We start from the raw sequence: 16,632 nt of genomic DNA on the forward strand, positions 1-16,632 counted from the left end.
CACTCAACTGCGCCCATCTCCTGCTGCACGCCGCTTGTCAACCGCCTCGGCAACGAGAGCTTCGCGTCTACGACGCTCGTCGGTCTTGAGGAACTCTTCGCCCGCGACCCTCAGAACGTGTCCGGTATCGGGATCGACATAGTCAACTTCCTTGTGAATCCTGTAGCCCGTTGTATATCCCGCGCGCACCTCGCGTGGAATTACCCTGATGTGCATGTAGAGATTTAGCCCTACTACTACACATCCGAGACTGCCCCAAATTACAAAGACTACAGTGAGGACAGGAGAAACACGGTATCCAACACCGGCAACGGCCATTCCGGCAAACAACGAAATTGTGTAAACGACAAAGATCACAGCGCCGCCAGCAACCAAGACCGCCAATTTCCCGGCGCGAGGCCCACGCAGCAGATCCCTCTCCAGGCCAGGCTCCCACTCCTTTACCATCCGTGACCTCCCTTCGATTGTCGATCGCTGTGCCGGCCAAGCCAACCCCGCCGTAAAGGTTCTGAGACCACCCGATACCATGTCTGTGTTCCGCACCGAGTCGTCAGAAAGTTGCAGAACGTCATCAACTGGCCTGATTATACGAGTTGCCTTCACTGCAACGCCAGCGCCGCCAAGTACGGCGCCCGTAGCACTTACCTAACTAAGATCAACACCGTCAGAGCGGCCGATCGCCGCCGACGCAAACACCGTTCCTACGGAAACGACGCCCAGAAAAGCCATCAGTGGAGCACTGACGCCTGTTGCGGCCAGGACTAGAGCTGCGATACCGGTGGCTGTACTCACAGCACCCAGTACCGTGCCGATCGCGCTCTTGTTCTCGACAAAAGAATCGTAAACCGAAGTGAGCCAACTGTTCTTTTGTTCGCGCCTCTAGGTTGCTGCACTGCGGGTCTTGGCGGCGGCTTCGGCCGCTCTCCGGAGCGCCATCTGATGTGCGATCTCCGCCGCGTCGCTGCGCGTGCTCTTCTTGACGATCGGGTGCATCGACCAGGTCGACGGCGGTGCCGCTGGACGTCTCGTATGCGTCTGCGTGCGTCGAGAGTATCCGCATGAATAGGAGCGTTATTCACGGGTTCTGGCGGTAAGGCTCGAGGTTGGTGCTCGCGTGGATCACGCTTGGTAGTTCGCTCGGCCGGCCGCGGTAGCCGGTGGACAGGATCTTCTATGGCTTGAGGCGCGCGATCGTTCGTTCGACCGCGGCGCGCATGCGGGCGATCTTGCGGTTCCACTCTCTGTCGGCCTCGGTGCGCGTCACGTCCTTCTTCTTCGGTCGCGGTGCGAGCCTGGTGTGCTTGTCGTAGGCGGAGTCGGCGAACACGGTCAGCAGCTCATTGCCGGCCCGGGTGGTGGTGATCTGGTCGGCCCAGCCAACTCTTTCCAACGCCCAGAGTCGTGCCGTGAGCCGCGCACCGGCACGGAGACGGCGACCAGGTCGCCGCCCAGTCGGGCGGCGGCCTGGATGTTCAGGGCATGCTTGCGGTGCTTGCCGCTGAAGTTCGTCGTGCCCGTGCCCGTGCCCGCATGGTTTCCGGTCGGGATCGGCGTGCCGTCGATCAGCACGAGCCCGATCTTCAGGGCCTCAGCGAGGTGCTTGCGGTCCGAGGCGGTGACCTGCCCGAGCAGAGCGATCAGGTACCGCCAGATCCGCGAGACCGTGGGCTGAGAGCTCTCGTACAGGTCGGTGGTCCATCTGCTGCGCAGATTATGCCGCGCCATAATTGGCACCATCACGACCGCCCGTCCGAAGGGCATTGTGACGTTCGCTCGTTCGGCAGGCGGCTGACCGTCGTGCACCTGCCACGCGCGGACGATCAGTTCGCAGGTCTGGGCAGGGTTCAGCCCGACAGTAGGTGGTAGCGCAACGGCCCCTCGTTCTCGGTTCGATCAGGTCTCGACAACCACGATCAAACCGGACACAGGGGCCGTTGCGATACCTGCCCAATCTTGACTCTGCCCAGCAACGACGGGCGTCAAGCACCTGCTCGTGGGCCGTCTCGCCGGCGTTCCGCGGGGGCGACACGTCACGGGGAGATCCCTGCAGGCGACACCACCTGCGGTCTGGCAGCTGTCGGGCTCGTGAACATGTCACGGCCCACCCCACCAGCCCGTTTCCGGGCCTCTGCAGCCCTCGCCCCGGCTAGGCTGCCCACCATGGAGTTCCTTTACAACCTCTTCGTGTTCCTGCACTTCGCGAGCTGGGCTCTCGTCTTCGGCGGCTCCATCGCGTCGCTGCGGACGAAGGCCCTCTACAAGGGCGTCTCGCACGGTGCCATGGGCGCCGTCGTCGCGGGCGTCATCATGGTCGGCATCGCCGAGATGGGCGGCCTGTGGGACGACGGCGGCCCGTCGATGGCGAAGATCGGCGTCAAGCTGGTCATCGCGCTGGCCGTGGCCGTGACCGCGGTGATCGCCGTCCGCAAGGGCGAGAACGTCTCGCAGGGTCTCAAGGGTGCGGTGCTCGGCCTGACCCTGGTGAACATCCTCGTCGCCGTCTTCTGGAACTAACCGGCCTCCTGCAGCTCACGGTGGGCGGCGAGGCTCCGGTCGAACAGGCCGCGCAGCGCGTCGGCGTCGACGTCCTGGAACGAGACGCCCACCGTGTGCAGGGCGTCGCGCCAGTCGTCGTAGCGTGTGACCTCGGTGCGGTCGATCGTGTCGGCCTTGCGCGTGAACACGCAGCCCCGGAGCGCCTCCACGGCGTCGGGCAGACGGTGCTGCGCGATGAGGTGGCTCGTGTACGGGCCGCCGTCCGGGTCGGTCAGGCGGTGGTGCGACGCCTCCGCCTGGCCGGGTGCGAGCTCCTCGTCGATGATCTCCGCGCCGGTGTAGCTGCCCTTGGGGTCGTGGAAGAACGTCCACTCGCCGTCGCGCACTTCCAGGCGGTAGGTGAACGGGCCCTGTCGGTACTCGCCGGTGACCAGGGGGAGCGGCGCGTGGATGCCGTCGCCGCAGCCGACGTCGGGGTACCAGATGCCGCCCGGGTTCTCGTCGGTGGGCAGGCCGCGGACGGTGAGCGCGAGGTGCTCGACGCGCCGGTCCCGCCGTCCTTCCTCCGAGCCCCAGGGGTAGCCCCAGGCTGGCACAACGTTGAATCCGAGCTCGCGGAGCACCAGGGTCAGCAGGCCGTTGTGGTGGAAGCAGTAGCCGGCGTTGCCGCCGGCCGCGACCCGAGCCAGCGTCGTCGCCGCGTCGATGTCCGGGGCGGCGCCCAGCACCGCGCCCAGGTTCTCGTAGGGGATCTGCTCGATGTGCCGTTGGTGGATCGCTGTCAGCGTCTCGACCGTCGCCGGGGGTCGTTCGTCCAGACCCAGCCTGGCGAGGTAGGCCGTCACGCCCGTCTCCTGACCTGCGTTCATGGCCAGCGAGCGTAGACCAGGCCCGGCCCGGGTCGCATCGATAACCCGCTAGGGTTCGGGCGTGGACGTTTGGGGAGAAGTTCTTGTCGGTGTCGCCATCTTCGTGGGGCTGATCGGCATCGTGGTCCAGGTGCTGCCGGGCGCCGTGCTGGTGCTGGGCGGCATCCTCGTGTGGGCCATCTTCACGGGAGGTGTCGAGGCCTGGGTGGTCTTCGGCATCGCCGCCGCCGCGATCGCGGTGGCCGAGGTGGCGCAGTGGCTGCTCGCCGGGAAGCACCTGCGCAAGGCGAACCTGCCGTGGGTGACGCTCGCGGTCGGCGGCATCGCGGGCATCATCGGGTTCTTCGTGGTGCCGGTGGTCGGCCTGTTCCTCTTCTTCGTGGGCGCGATCTTCCTGCTGGAGTGGGCGCGCCACAAGGAGGTGCCCGCGGCCTGGGCCTCCACCAAGGCGGCGGTCCAGGCCACGCTGATCACCATCGGCGTGCAGCTCATCGGCTCCCTGATCGCCGCGGCCGCCTGGGTGATCGGCCTCTTCTTCACGTGACCTGACGCGGGCGGGCGACCGCGCCACACGCGAGGGTGCGCCGCTACCCAGCGATTGTGCCCAGATCCAGCACGGGTTTCGGGCGCAATCGCTGGGTAGCGGCGCACCCTCGTTTGGGGTCCGGGCCACGCCCCCGCGCGTCCCGGTCAGGGCTGCGGGATGTCGAAGATCAGCAGCGTGCTCGTCGCCGTCGCCACCACCGCGCCGGTCGCGTCCCGCACCACGGCCTCCGTGAAGCCGACGCGCGAGCCCGCCTTGACCACGGTGCCCTCCGCGGTGAGCGCCGCACCGGCCCCGCGTACGGCCTTGAGGTAGTTGACCTTGATCTCCACCGACGTGTAGCCCTTGCCCGCCGGCAGCACCGACTGGATGGCGCAGCCGCACACCGTGTCCAGCAGCGTGCACAGCACGCCGCCGTGGATGGTGCCGATCGGGTTGAACCCCGACTCGTCGGGCGTGCACGTGAACGTGACCCGCCCCTCCTCGACCTCGTCGATGTCCAGGCCGAAGTGCGTGGTGATGGGCGGCGGCGGGATGACGCCGTCGCGCAGCCTGCGCAGGAACTCGACGCCGGCCATGGTGGGGGCCTGCGCGGCGATCTGCAGGGGGTCGTACCAGGTCAGCTCGCGGGTGCGCGGCTCGCCCCAGGACTCGGGTGCGTCGTCCGGCCCGGGGGTGGCCGGTGCGGAGGTCTGCTGTGTGTCGGACATGTTCGCAAGGGTAATGTCCGGGACATGCAGGCAGCCGACCTCCCCCTCGTCCGCAGCGTCTCCCGCCCCGCCGTGCACCCCGACGGCACCTGGGCCGCCGTGTCGGTCACGCGACCGGACCTGGACGCCGACGCCACGGTGGGCCAGCTCTGGCGCGTACCGCTCACCGGCGACGGCGAGCCCCGCCGCCTCACCCGCGGCTTCCGCGACACCGAGCCCCGCTTCTCGCCCGACGGCGCCCTGGTCGCCTTCCTGCGCGCGGAGCCCCAGGCGGCACCGCAGCTCTGGGTGCTGCCGGTCGACGGCGGCGAGGCCGTGCGCGTCACGGACCGCACGCTCGGCGTCGGCGACTTCCGCTGGTCGCCCGACGGCGCGCGGCTCGCGTTCCTGAGCCGCGAGCCGGAGGCCGGCCGGTACGGCTCGGTCGAGGGCATCGCGCCCGCCGCGGAGGGCCCGCGGCGCATCACGGGCTGGAGCTGGACCCGCAACGGCCTGGGCTATCACGCCGACCGCCCGCAGCACGCCTACGTGGTCGACGTGCCCGACGTCGCCGCCGAGCCCGTGGTGCAGCCGGTCGCCACGCCGGAGGGCCCGGCCGAGCCCCGCCCCGCCGTCCCCGAGGCGCGCCGGGTGACCACCCACGACGTCGACCACAGCGACCTCGCCTTCACGCCCGACGGGGCGGCGCTGGGCGTCGTCGCGGAGCGCGAGCAGGGTCAGGGGCAGGCGTTCCGCGGCGTCGTGCGCGTGCTGCCGCTCAACGGGTCGGGCGGCGGCGCGGCCGACGTCGACCTCGGCACGTTGAACCCGCACGCGATCGCGTTCGGTCCGGGCGGCGAGCTGTACGTCGTCGGGCAGGACCTCGGCCCCGCGGGCAAGGACTTCGTGGCCCGCAACGACGCGCTGTACGTGCTGTCCGCCTGGGCCGACCCGGAGCCGCGCCGCCTCACCGACCCGGAGACGCAGACGGTGGGCGGCCAGCCCGTCCCGCTGCCGGACGGCGGCGTGCTGCTCACCCTCGAGACGCGCGGCACGCAGCAGCTCGTCCGGGTGGACGACGACGGGTCCACAACCCAGCTGACCAGCGGAGACGTCGTCGTGTCGGGGTACGGGACCGCGGGCGGGACCTTCGTCGTCGTCTACGGGGACCCGGGCACGTACGGCGACGTGGGCGTCGTGACCGACGGCGGCCTGCGCCGCGTCACCGACTTCTCCGCCCCGCTGCGCGCCACCGGGATCGTCACCCCGAAGGAGCTGACCGTGACCGGTCGCGACGGCTACCCGGTGCACGGCTGGGTGGCCGTGCCCGAGGGAACCGGCACCCACCCCACGCTGCTCATGATCCACGGCGGCCCCTACGCGTCCTACACCACCGCCCTGTTCGACGAGACGCAGGTGCTGGTCGACGCGGGGTACGCCGTCGTCTACTGCAACCCCCGCGGGTCGTCGGGCTACGGGCAGGCGCACGGCCGCGCGATCCGGCAGGCGATGGGCACGGTGGACCTGCACGACGTGCTCGACTTCCTCGACGGCGCGATCGCCGCCGACGGGCGCCTGGATGCCGGCCGCGTGGGCGTGCTCGGCGGCTCGTACGGCGGGTACCTCACGGCGTGGACCATCGCGCACGACCACCGGTTCGCCGGGGCGGTCGTGGAGCGCGGGTTCCTCGACCCGGAGACCTTCTTCGGCACCAGCGACATCGGCTCGTTCTTCGGGCTGGAGTACGTGGGGGAGACGCCCGAGCAGGTGGCGGCGCAGTCGCCGCAGGCCGTCGTCGGCCAGGTGACGACGCCGACGCTCGTGCTGCACTCCGAGCTCGACCTGCGCTGCCCGCTGTCCCAGGCGGAGCGCTACTACTCGGCGCTGAAGCGGCACGGCGTCGAGACCGAGCTCGTGGTCTTCCCGGGCGAAAACCATGAGCTGTCCCGCGCGGGCCGGCCGCGGCACCGCAAGCAGCGGTTCGAGATCATCCTCGACTGGTGGCAGCGGTACCTGCCGGTCGGATGAGAGCATCGTTGCCGTGCGCATCATCATCACGCCCCTCACCCAGCTCGACGTCGTGATCGCCTACGGGGTCTGGAAGCTGCGCCAGGACGTCTTCGTGGTCGAGCAGGACTGTCCCTACGAGGACCTCGACGGGCGTGACCTCGAGCCCACGACCATGCAGGTGGTGATGCTCGGCGAGGCGGCACCCGACTCCGTGTCCGACGGCGGGACGCGTGTGCTCGGCACCGCTCGCGTGCTGGACGACGGCGACGTGTGGCGCATCGGCCGCGTCGCGCTGGTCAAGGGCGCGCGGGGGCGCGGGCTGTCCGACGAGGTGATGCGCGCGGCGCTGAAGTACGTGGAGGACTCCGGCGACCGGCGCGACGTGGTGCTGGACGCCCAGTCGCCCCTGACGCGCTGGTACGGCAAGCACGGGTTCGAGCCGGACGGCGCCGAGTTCCTGGAGGACGGCATCCCGCACACCCCGATGCGCCTCCGCCGGGCGATGTGATGCCGTAGGCCCCGCGAGATCGGTCAGTTGCCTCGAGATCGGTCCATCGATCGACCGATCTCGGGGCAACTGACCGATCTCGGCTGCCCGGGCCGTCAGGTGGTGGCGGTTGAAAAATGACAGGACCCGGTTGGGTGGGCGGGCATAGCGTCGGCCGCGTGACCGATGACGCGAACACCACCGACCCGTTGCCGGACGACCCTGCCGACGGCGCGTTCCCCGAGAGCGTCGCCGCCGGGTACGACGGACCGGGCGGCGCCAACGCCGCCGAGGTCGTAGGGCCGGTGGTGGACCTGCTGGCCGAGCTGGCCGACGGCGGCCCCGTGCTGGAGCTCGCCGTAGGCACGGGACGCATTGCGGCGCCGCTGGCGGCCCGGGGCCTCCGGGTGGGCGGCATCGAGCTCAGCCGGGCGATGGCCCGCCGCGTCGCCGACAAGCCGGGCGGCGCCGCCGTGGGGGTGACCCTCGGCGACATGACCACCACGCGCTTCGACGCGTTCGACGACGTGGCGCCGGGCGACTTCGCCCTGGCCTACCTGGTCTTCAACACGATCAGCAACGTGACCACGCAGAACGGTCAGGTCGACGTGTTCCGCAACGCCGCGGCACACCTGCGGCCCGGCGGCCTGTTCCTGATCGAGGTCGGCGTGCCGGACCTGCGGCGGCTCCCGCCCGGCCAGGACACCGTCCCCTACGCCGTGACGCCCGACGGGCAGGGTGGCGGCTACGTGGGCTTCGACCGGTACGACGTCGCCACCCAGCTGTTCACCTCCAACCACGTGACGGTGGCGCCGGACGGCACGGGCCGGTTCTGGACCGTGCCGTTCCGGTACGCCTGGCCGGCCGAGATGGACCTCATGGCGCGTATCGCCGGCCTGCGCCTGCGGCACCGCTGGTCGGACTGGGACCGCGCACCGTTCGACGCGGACTCCGTGCAGCACGTCTCGGTGTGGGAGAAGGCCTAGGCGTCGCCGTCAGTAGGCGCCCCGGCCCGAGACGACGGCGCGGGCGGTGCGCGCCAGGATGAGCACGTCCAGGAAAGGCGTCCAGTTCTCGGCGTAGTACACGTCGAGCCGTACGGTCTCGTCCCACGGCAGGTCGGACCGCCCGGAGACCTGCCACATCCCCGTCATGCCCGGCTTGACCAGGAGGCGCCGCCGCATGCGCTCGCCGTACGCGGCCACCTCGTGCGGCAGGGCCGGGCGCGGCCCCACCAGGCTCATGTGACCCAGGAGCACGTTGACGAGCTGGGGCAGCTCGTCGAGCGAGTACCGCCGCAGGAACCCGCCCACCCGGGTGACGCGCGGGTCGGAGCGCATCTTGAACAGCGGACCCTCCGCGTCGTTCGCCGTGGTCAGCGCGGCCACCTCCCGGTCGGCGCCCGTGCGCATGGTGCGGAACTTGATCATCCGGAAGATCTTGCCGCCCCGGCCCACGCGCTCCGAGAGGTAGAACAGCCCGCCCCGGCTGGTCAGCGCGACAGCGGCCCCCACGGCGACGAGCACCGGCGAGACGAGCACGGTCAGCAGCGCGGCCAGCGACCAGTCCATGGCTTGTTTCACGCGGAACTTGCGTCCGTCGAAGCGGGGCGAGGCCACGTGCAGCAGCGAGAGACCCGACGCCGGGGTCACGGTGACGCGCTCGACGTCGACGTCGGCCAGCTCCGTGGTGAGCATGAGGTCCACGCCCACCCGCTCGAGCTGCCACGCGAGGCGCCGGACCTCGTCAGCCGTGATCGTGTCGGACGTGCTCACCGCGACGGCGCTCGCGCGCACCAGGGCCGCGACCTCGCCGACGCGGTCGAGGCCGCCGAGCACGGGCACGCCCGCGACGTCGGCGCCCACCTTGTCGCGGGGGAGGCCGAGGTCGTCGTCGGCCGGCGTCGCGTCGTCCGACGGCGGCAGGCACGCGCCCACCGCGACGAAACCCTGCTCGGGCGCGCCGTTGAGCCGGCTGACCACCCGCTCGGCCTGCGCGCGCTCCCCGACCACCAGGACGGCGGTGAGGCCGCCGGTGCCCCGGCGCCGGGCCCGCATCACGCGCTGCCGCCACGCGTACCGCCCGGTCAGCAGCCCTACGACGCCGAGCGGCACGGCGACCGCCTGCGCGAGCACGTCCCGCAGCTCGACGACGTCGGTGAGCCACGCGATCACGGCGAGCAGGCTCGCGGCGGTCCACGTGGCGTCCAGCACGCGCTTGTACTCGGCGACGTCGCGGCCGATCACCCGCAGGTCGTACGCCTTGTCGGCGGCCAGGGCCGCGAGCCAGACCGTGGCGACCACGGCCGGCACCAGGAGCGAGCGCACGGCGCTCGGGGAGCCCGGCGCGCCGAACAGCAGCGTGGAGTCGAGCACGTAGGCGACCACCGCGGAGGTGGCCACGACCACGGCGTCGGTGATGCGCAGCCGCGCCTGGTAGCGCGCCTGCCACCGGCTGCGGCCGAGCGTGGTCCGAAGATCGTGAAATCCGCGTGCGGGGCGTTCATTCACCCGGACCCGGCTTTGTGGCGGATGAATCTCGAATTCGCCGTCCAGCGTCTGGCTAGCCACGTCGAATCCTTTCTTCCCTCTGTGTCAAGGGCAGCACCAGTTCGTTTTCGAAAACGGCACGACGGCGCGCCGGATGAGGCCGTGGTGCTCGCACCGGGCCTGGTCAGGGGGGTTGTGGGGCGCTCCTGGCGCCGCTTTGCTCTCGTCTTTCTCTGAGGTCAATACTAGGAGCGCTGATACATTCTGTCGTTCTGGGTCGTCCCTTTCACCCGAGTGTTCACCCGTCTCCAGGAAAGGGGCGAAAAAAGCCTCGGTCGCATTCTTCTGGCCCTTATCTCGCGCGGAAAATAAAAGCCGGGGAAGGGGCTGGGACGAGCGCGCGTCAGCAGATCGGCACGGCCGCCACCGGGTCGGTGGCGGCGTGCCGTGACCTGCTGGACGGACTCAGCCGGCGGACTCCGTCAGGGTGCCGTCGTGCTCCGCGTACTCGGCGCCCGTGGCCGGACATCGCCACGTGCCCGGACCCGTGCTCTCCAGGGGCACGCCCGCGCGCCCCACCCAGCGGATCCGCTTGGCGGGCACGCCGGCCACGAGCGCGAAGTCGGGTACGTCCGCCGTCACGACCGCACCGGCCGCCACGGTGGCCCACCGGCCGATCGTCACCGGCGCCACGCAGACCGCACGGGCGCCGATCGCGGCTCCCGTGCGCACCGTGACGCCGACGGCGTGCCAGTCGTCGGCGGTCTTGACGGCGCCGTCCGGGGTCACCGCGCGGGGGTAGAGGTCGTTGGTGAGCACCGCGGCGGGGCCGACGAACACGCCGTCCTCCAGCACGGCCGGCTCGTAGACCAGCGCGTAGTTCTGCAGCTTGCACCCGTCGCCCACGCGGACGCCGGGCCCGACGTACGCGCCGCGGCCGACGATGCAGCCGGCGCCCACGACGGCGTCCTCCCGTACCTGGGCGAGGTGCCAGACGGTGGTGCCGGGGCCCACGGTGGAGCGCGGGTCGACGTCGGCGGTCGGCTCGACGTGGGGCGCGGTCACGGGGGTGCCCACGGCTCAGCGCACCCGGTCGCGGACGTAGTCGTGCAGGCTGCCCGCCGTCTCCAGCAGGCCGCCGCCGAGGTCCTCCTCGTCGACCGTGATGCCGAACCGGTCCTCGACCGCGGTCACGAGCTCCAGCACGGCGAGCGAGTCCAGCTCCGGCAGCGTGCCGAACAGCGGGGTGGCGGCGTCGAACGTGCCGACGCGGTCCTCGATGCCGAGCGTCGTGCCGAGCACGTCCAGCACGTCGGCGAGCGTCACGCCCGCCTCCGCGGACGCCTCGGTGGTGGTGGCCGGTCCGGTGGTGGTGTCGCTGCTCATCCTTCTCCCCTGTCTGATGTGCGGTCTGATGTACGGGTGGTGCGCGGGTGGTTCGGTTCGGTGGCGGCGCTCACACGAGCACCTCCGCGGGCGCGGGGTGGCCGAGGAACGCCGTCGGGCTCGCGGTCAGGCCGTAGGCACCGGCCTGCAGGACGACGACGAGGTCGCCCGGCTCGGCGTCGGCCGGCAGCGGCACGTCGTCCGCGAGCAGGTCCAGCGGCGTGCACAGGCAGCCGACGACGGTCGCGGGCTGGGCGCCGTCGGCCGGGCCGCCGTCCACGCCGCCCGGTGTCATCCGGTCGCCGAGCAGCACCGGGTAGTTGCGCCGGATCACCTGTCCGAGGTTCCCGGACGCGGCGAGCTGGTGGTGCATGCCGCCGTCGACCACGAGGTAGGTGCGGCCGCGCGAGACCTTGCGGTCGATCACGCGGGTCACGTAGTAGCCGGCCTCGCCCACGAGGTAGCGGCCGAGCTCGAGGTGCACGTCGGCGTCCGGCAGGGCCGGCGCGAGGCGGTCGGCCACCACGGACGCGAGGCTCTCGCCCACGCGGGCCAGGTCGACGGGGCGGTCCTTGGGGAAGTAGGGGATGCCGAGGCCGCCGCCCAGGTTCACGTACCGCACGGGGCCGGGCGCGTGCTCGGCCAGCGCGACCACGAGGTCGGCGGTGGCGCGCTGGGCGTGCGCGATCAGCTCCGCGTCGAGGTTCTGCGACCCGGCGAAGACGTGGAAGCCCGTCACGTCGGCTCCCGTGGCGCCCAGCCAGGCCAGCAGGTCGGGCACCTGCTCGGCGTCGACCCCGAACTGCTGCGGCCCGCCGGACATGCGCATGCCCGAGCCGCGCACGGCGAAGTCCGGGTTCACGCGCACCGCCACGCGAGGGGTGACACCGAGGTCCTCGCCCGCAGCGACCACGCGGCGCGCCTCCGTCTCGGACTCGAGCTCGATCAGCACGCCCGCCGCGACCGCCGAGCGGATCTCCTGCGGCGTCTTGCCCGGGCCGGCGAAGCTGATCCGGTCCGGGTCGGTGCCCGTGTCCAGCGCGGTGTGCATCTCGTGCGCCGAGGCGACGTCGAGCGCGTCGACCAGCCCGGAGAGGTGCTGCACCACGGCGGGCATCGGGTTGGCCTTGACCGCGTAGCCGAGCCGCACGTCGCCCAGGGCGGCGCGGACCTCGGCGACGCGGTCGGTGATGCGGCGGCGGTCGTACGCGAAGAACGGTGTGGAGCCGACCCGCTCCGCGAGCCGGCGCAGCGGCACGCCGCCGACCAGGAGCTGGCCGTCGGCCACGGGGAGGTCGGGGACGCCGGGGTGGGAGGGGATCTGCGGGGCGGCCGGGGGCGCGGGGGCGTCGGTGGTCATGCCGGCACCTCCGCCGTGACCTGCGCCCGGATGGCCGGGCGGTCCAGCTTGCCGTTGGGGTTGCGCGGCAGCGTGCCGGTCAGGCGTACCTCGGCGGGCAGCATGAACGTGGGCAGGCTCTGCCGCATCTCCTTGAGCAGCCGGTCGGTGTCGACGTCGTCGGGCGCGGCCGCGACGAGCACGATGCGCTGGCCCAGCCGGTCGTCGGGCACGCCGACGGCGACCGCCTCGCGCACCAGGCCCGTGCCCAGCGCGGCCTCCTCGACCTCCGTGGGGCTCACGCGGTACCCGGACGTCTTGATCATCTCGTCCGTGCGGCCCACGAAGTACAGGTAGCCCTCGGCGTCGCGCACCACGGTGTCGCCCGACCAGACGGCAGGCTCCGGCACCGCGCGCCACGGCTCGTCGTAGCCGGGTACGGGACGGAACCGGGCCGCCGTCCGCTCCGGGTCGTTCCAGTAGCCGAGCGCGACGAGGCTGCCGCGGTGCACCAGCTCGCCGGGCTCGTCGGGCGCGCACGGCGTGCCGTCCGGGCGCAGCACCAGCACCTCGGCGTTGGGGATCGCGCGGCCGATCGAGTCGGGCCGCTCGTCGACCTGCGCCGGGTCCAGGTAGGTGGACCGGAACGACTCGGTGAGCCCGTACATCAGGTACGGGGCGGCCGTCGGGAACAGGTCGCGCAGCTCGCTGAGCAGGGTGCGCGGCATGCGCCCGCCCGTGTTCGCGAAGTAGCGCAGCGTGCGCCGCGCGCGCTGCGGCCAGTCGGCGGTGGCGAGCTGCGTCCACAGCGGTGGTACGCCCGTGATGCCCGTGACGCCGTAGCGCTCGCACACGGCCGCGACGTCGCGCGGCAGCAGGTAGTCGAGCAGCACGGCGTGCGCGCCGACGGCGAACGCCGTGGTGAGCTGGCTCAGGCCCGCGTCGAAGCTCAGGGGCAGCACCGCGAGGAGCACGTCGTCGGCGGTGTTGCCCAGGTAGGTCGACACGCTGGTGGCGCCCACCACGAGGTTGCGGTGGGAGAGGACGACGCCCTTGGGCGCGCCCGTGCTGCCCGAGGTGTACAGGATCGCGGCGATGTCGGTGTCGGGGCCGGGGCGCGCGAGGGCCACGTCGACCCCGTCGTCCGCCTCGTCCGTCGCAGCCGGCCAGGCCGCGACCGTCACGCCCGCGGGGACGTCGACGGAGGCGGGGTCGTCCGGCAGGTCGACGAGCAGCACGGTGGTGAGGCCGGCGTCGTCGAGCCGGTCGCGGACGGCGGCGAGCCGGCCGGCCGAGGTGACCAGCACGCGGGCCCCCGAGTCGCGCACGACGTGGGCCACCTGCCGGCCCTTGAGCAACGGGTTCACGGGCACGAAGACGCCGCCTGCCGCGGCCGCGCCCCACAGGGCGGCCACGGTCTCGAACCGCTTCTCCAGGTACACGGCCACCCGGTCGTGCCGGCCGACGCCGTGCGCGGCCAGGTGGTCCGCGGCCCGGCGCACGGCGCGCCACAGCTGCGCGTACGACAGGGTCGTGTTCCGGGCGGACAGCGCCGGGGCGTCGGGCCGGAGGCGCGCCTGGTGCTCCACAAGCTGCTGGATGGCGGTCACGAGGATCACGGTAAAGCGCGCACAAGCCTTTTCGGCAGGCCGATGACGGGTGAATAAGGCCCTGAAGAGGGTGAACCACGGACGTGGCGAAAAATGCCGCCGACCTGCCCTGTCGGGGTCGTTCTGTCAATCCCCGTGGTGATGTGCACGAGGTGAATGTCCGTGCCAGTGCGGAACGTCATCCGCCGCCGGAGGTGAAATGCATAGTGAATTGCGCGTCACATCGCTTCTTTCACCTTGCCGGTGCTTTTCACCACGGCACCTGCGTGAGCTCGCTGTAGAGGTAGGAGACGGCCTCCGGCGGCTGGCTGGTGCGGCTCAGGTACATGGCCGGGCGCTGCGTGCGCAGCGGCACGGAGTGCCAGGGACGAGGGCCGGAGACCCGGGTCTGCAGCAGGGTGAACGGCAGCCCGTGGGCGAGCAGCACGTGCCGGTACACCGCCGGCGCCGCGGCGCGGAACACGTCGGGGTCGCTCACGTGGAGCACCGACGCGAACAGCCGCAGCCCCTTGCGCCGCACGGTGCGGAACACCACCCAGCACGGCCGCCCGTCCACCACGGCGACGAGGTGGTGCGCCGCCGGGGAGCCGGCGTGGTCGCGGTAGGCGGCGAGGTCGGCTCCCGTGAGCAGTGCCTCGATGTTCGCGTGCCCCGTGACCAGGCGCGTTCCGCGCCGCGCGGGCAGCGGCAGGTTGACGGCGAGGGCGCCCGAGGTGTCCAGCCGGCGGAAGCCGAGCCGCTCGTTGAGGGGTACCACGGTGCCGCTCGGCGACAGGTCGGTGAGCTCGCGGTCGCGCTGCGCGAGCATGGCGCGCACGAGGCGCAGCGAGTGGCCGCGGTACTCCTCGAGCACGCACCACGCGGCGAGGTTGCACACGGGCCGGTCCCGGCCGGGCCCGCCCGTCTCGGAGTAGAGCGCGGCGTACACCCCCACCACGAGCCCGTCGGCCTCCAGGAGGAACCCGTGGTCGGGGTGGGTCGTGCTCCACGTGGGGCGCAGGGACCGCGCCCACTGCGCGGGGGTCAGCGTGCCGTCGAGATGCACGCTGAGGAATTCGCCCGCCCGCGGCAGATCGTCGGTGGTGATCGGTGCCAGGCGCACCCGGGGGGAATCGTTCACGAGGGCGAGTATGGTCCCCATGAAATGTCCTCGGAACGCCTCGTCGCGGGTGAAAGGGGCGCACCGGGGCCTTTTCATCCGGTGCTTTCCTGTCACATGGTGCCGGATGCATTTCTCACCCTGCGTTCACCCCGTGTATTTGCTGCCCCGGCCGGTCGGTGCCGGTCACTATCGGGTGATGGCCCACAACGAGCACGGTCGACCGGCCCGCGTGGCGCACGTGCTCCTCGTGGCGCCGGCCTGCGACGGGCACGACGTCGGCGAGTCCTGGCTGGCGCACCAGTGGGCCGCCCGGCTCTCCGAGCGGTTCCACGTGACGCTCCTGTCCACCTACAAGCGCGGTCACGTGCCGCCGTCGCGCCAGCTGCCCCGCACCCGGGTGGTCGAGTGGGCCGAGCCGCCGGTGGTGCACCGGGCCGAACGGCTCAACAGCCTGCTCCAGCCCGCGTACGCACCCTTCTACGTGCGCGCGCGGCGGTACGTCCGGCACCGGCTGACGGCGGGGGAGCGGTTCGACGTCGCCCACCAGGTGACGCCCGTGGCCCTGCGGTACCCGTCGCCGCTCGTCGGCCTGGGCCTGCCGGTCGTGGTCGGGCCGGTGGGCGGCAGCCTGGAGTCCCCGCCCGCGTTCGCCCGCGAGGAGGGCGGCACCCCCTGGTACCAGCGGCTGCGCCGCCTGGACCGGAGCCGGTTCCGGCACGACCCGCTGCTGCGGGCCACGTTCGAGACCGCCGACTGCGTGGTCGGCGTCGCGCCCTACGTGCGCGAGATCCTCGGCGACCTCACGCTGCGGCGGTTCGAGGCACTGGGTGACGTGGCGGTCCAGGAGGTGCGCCCCGCCGTCGACCGGTCCGGCCGCCGGGACCCCGTCCGGCTGCTGTTCGTCGGACGCCTCGTACGCACCAAGGGGGCCCGGGAAGCGATCCGCGCCCTGTCCCGGCTGCGCGACCTGCCGGTGCACCTCGACGTGGTGGGCGACGGCAACGACCGCGCGGCCTGCGCGGAGCTGGTCCACGACCTCGGGCTGGACGACCGGGTGACGCTGCACGGCGCGGTACCCCGGGCCGACGTCGACCGGTTCTACGAGCGCGCCGACGTCTTCCTCTTCCCGAGCTACCGCGAACCCGGCGGGGCGGTGGTCCTGGAGGCCATGGCGTACGGCCTGCCGCTCGTCGTGTGCGACCGGGGCGGACCGGGCGCCAACGTGTCCGACGCGTGCGCCGTCCGGCTGCCCGTCCGGTCCCCGGACCAGCTCGCGGACGACGCCGCCGGTGCGGTGCGGCGCCTCGTCGCCGACCCCGGGCTGCGGCTCCGGATGGGGGCCGCGGCTCGCGAGCACGTGGCCGCCCACCACCTCTGGTCCCGCCGGGTCGACCGGATGGCCGACCTCTACGAGCAGGTCGCCGCGGAGCGCGCGCGGACCCGGACGCGGGCCGCCGGATGAGCGCGGCACGAGGCGGGGCACGAGGCGGGGCACAGCGTGGTGCAGCCGGCGGGGCGCGGCACAAGGGCCCGCGGGGACGGCATGCGCGCGGCACGGCGCAGCGGGTGAATCCCGCGGGCGGGACCGGCCAGCGGATGAGCGACGGCGGG

General features: G+C 72.0%; 17 protein-coding genes. 6 read left to right on the forward strand and 11 right to left on the reverse strand.

Going from position 1 to position 16,632, the window contains the following annotated elements:
- Positions 1-3: 3 nt before the first annotated feature.
- From APR03_RS11245 to APR03_RS11255, 3 genes are all read right to left on the reverse strand, one after another.
- Positions 4-447, reverse strand: a complete 444-nt coding sequence (locus APR03_RS11245) for a hypothetical protein (protein ID WP_253835709.1) — start codon at positions 445-447, stop codon at positions 4-6.
- Positions 448-1,171: 724 nt separating this feature from the next.
- On the reverse strand, positions 1,172-1,327 hold the full coding sequence (locus APR03_RS11250) for a transposase family protein (RefSeq protein ID WP_253835711.1): 156 nt from the start codon (positions 1,325-1,327) through the stop codon (positions 1,172-1,174).
- Positions 1,328-1,329: 2 nt separating this feature from the next.
- Positions 1,330-1,761: a hypothetical protein gene (locus APR03_RS11255; RefSeq protein WP_253835713.1), complete on the reverse strand. Its 432-nt coding sequence runs from the start codon at positions 1,759-1,761 to the stop codon at positions 1,330-1,332.
- A gap of 399 nt (positions 1,762-2,160) precedes the next feature.
- Here APR03_RS11255 and APR03_RS11260 point away from each other — a divergent pair, with 399 nt between their 5' ends.
- Complete coding sequence (locus APR03_RS11260) at positions 2,161-2,514, forward strand: hypothetical protein (protein ID WP_253835715.1); 354 nt, start codon at positions 2,161-2,163, stop codon at positions 2,512-2,514.
- On the opposite strand, the gene APR03_RS11265 is transcribed toward APR03_RS11260, so the two are convergent.
- The gene (locus APR03_RS11265; RefSeq protein ID WP_253835717.1) at positions 2,511-3,365 is read right to left on the reverse strand and encodes an arylamine N-acetyltransferase family protein; all 855 of its coding nucleotides are present in this window, start codon (positions 3,363-3,365) and stop codon (positions 2,511-2,513) included. The genes APR03_RS11260 and APR03_RS11265 overlap by 4 nt on opposite strands.
- Positions 3,366-3,426: 61 nt before the next feature.
- Here APR03_RS11265 and APR03_RS11270 point away from each other — a divergent pair, with 61 nt between their 5' ends.
- Positions 3,427-3,909 (forward strand): DUF456 domain-containing protein, encoded by a 483-nt coding sequence (locus APR03_RS11270; RefSeq protein ID WP_253835719.1) that lies wholly within the window; start codon positions 3,427-3,429, stop codon positions 3,907-3,909.
- A 146-nt stretch (positions 3,910-4,055) separates the two neighbouring features.
- On the opposite strand, the gene APR03_RS11275 is transcribed toward APR03_RS11270, so the two are convergent.
- Positions 4,056-4,619 carry a PaaI family thioesterase gene (locus APR03_RS11275; protein WP_253835721.1) on the reverse strand — a complete coding sequence of 188 codons (564 nt, stop codon included), beginning with the start codon at positions 4,617-4,619 and terminating at the stop codon, positions 4,056-4,058.
- A 24-nt stretch (positions 4,620-4,643) separates the two neighbouring features.
- Between APR03_RS11275 and APR03_RS11280 the strand changes: the two genes are divergently transcribed.
- From APR03_RS11280 to APR03_RS11290, 3 genes are all read left to right on the forward strand, one after another.
- Entirely contained in the window at positions 4,644-6,626 is a 1,983-nt protein-coding gene (locus APR03_RS11280) for a S9 family peptidase (RefSeq protein WP_253835722.1), read from the forward strand.
- Between the two features lie 13 nt (positions 6,627-6,639).
- Entirely contained in the window at positions 6,640-7,116 is a 477-nt protein-coding gene (locus tag APR03_RS11285) for a GNAT family N-acetyltransferase (RefSeq protein ID WP_253835723.1), read from the forward strand.
- 158 nt (positions 7,117-7,274) lie between these two features.
- The gene (locus tag APR03_RS11290) at positions 7,275-8,081 is read left to right on the forward strand and encodes a class I SAM-dependent DNA methyltransferase (protein WP_253835724.1); all 807 of its coding nucleotides are present in this window, start codon (positions 7,275-7,277) and stop codon (positions 8,079-8,081) included.
- 9 nt (positions 8,082-8,090) lie between these two features.
- Here the strand turns inward: APR03_RS11290 and APR03_RS11295 are convergent, their stop codons facing one another.
- The 6 genes from APR03_RS11295 to APR03_RS11320 all read right to left on the reverse strand — a co-directional run bounded on the left by APR03_RS11295 (position 8,091) and on the right by APR03_RS11320 (position 15,039).
- A complete protein-coding gene (locus APR03_RS11295) occupies positions 8,091-9,605 on the reverse strand; it encodes a sugar transferase (RefSeq protein ID WP_253835725.1) in 1,515 nt (504 codons plus the stop codon).
- 444 nt (positions 9,606-10,049) lie between these two features.
- Positions 10,050-10,649: an acyltransferase gene (locus APR03_RS11300; RefSeq protein WP_253835726.1), complete on the reverse strand. Its 600-nt coding sequence runs from the start codon at positions 10,647-10,649 to the stop codon at positions 10,050-10,052.
- A 15-nt stretch (positions 10,650-10,664) separates the two neighbouring features.
- Positions 10,665-10,970, reverse strand: a complete 306-nt coding sequence (locus APR03_RS11305) for an acyl carrier protein (protein WP_253835727.1) — start codon at positions 10,968-10,970, stop codon at positions 10,665-10,667.
- 70 nt (positions 10,971-11,040) lie between these two features.
- Positions 11,041-12,330 (reverse strand): pyridoxal-dependent decarboxylase, exosortase A system-associated, encoded by a 1,290-nt coding sequence (locus APR03_RS11310; protein ID WP_253835728.1) that lies wholly within the window; start codon positions 12,328-12,330, stop codon positions 11,041-11,043.
- The gene (locus tag APR03_RS11315; protein ID WP_253835730.1) at positions 12,327-13,919 is read right to left on the reverse strand and encodes an acyl-CoA ligase (AMP-forming), exosortase A system-associated; all 1,593 of its coding nucleotides are present in this window, start codon (positions 13,917-13,919) and stop codon (positions 12,327-12,329) included. The genes APR03_RS11310 and APR03_RS11315 overlap by 4 nt, the downstream gene beginning before the upstream one ends.
- Before the next feature lie 250 nt (positions 13,920-14,169).
- Positions 14,170-15,039 carry a hypothetical protein gene (locus APR03_RS11320; protein ID WP_253835732.1) on the reverse strand — a complete coding sequence of 290 codons (870 nt, stop codon included), beginning with the start codon at positions 15,037-15,039 and terminating at the stop codon, positions 14,170-14,172.
- A gap of 178 nt (positions 15,040-15,217) precedes the next feature.
- Here APR03_RS11320 and APR03_RS11325 point away from each other — a divergent pair, with 178 nt between their 5' ends.
- The gene (locus tag APR03_RS11325; protein WP_253835734.1) at positions 15,218-16,483 is read left to right on the forward strand and encodes a glycosyltransferase family 4 protein; all 1,266 of its coding nucleotides are present in this window, start codon (positions 15,218-15,220) and stop codon (positions 16,481-16,483) included.
- Positions 16,484-16,632: the final 149 nt, after the last annotated feature.

This window comes from Promicromonospora thailandica, assembly GCF_024171955.1.
GTDB lineage: Bacteria > Actinomycetota > Actinomycetes > Actinomycetales > Cellulomonadaceae > Promicromonospora > Promicromonospora thailandica.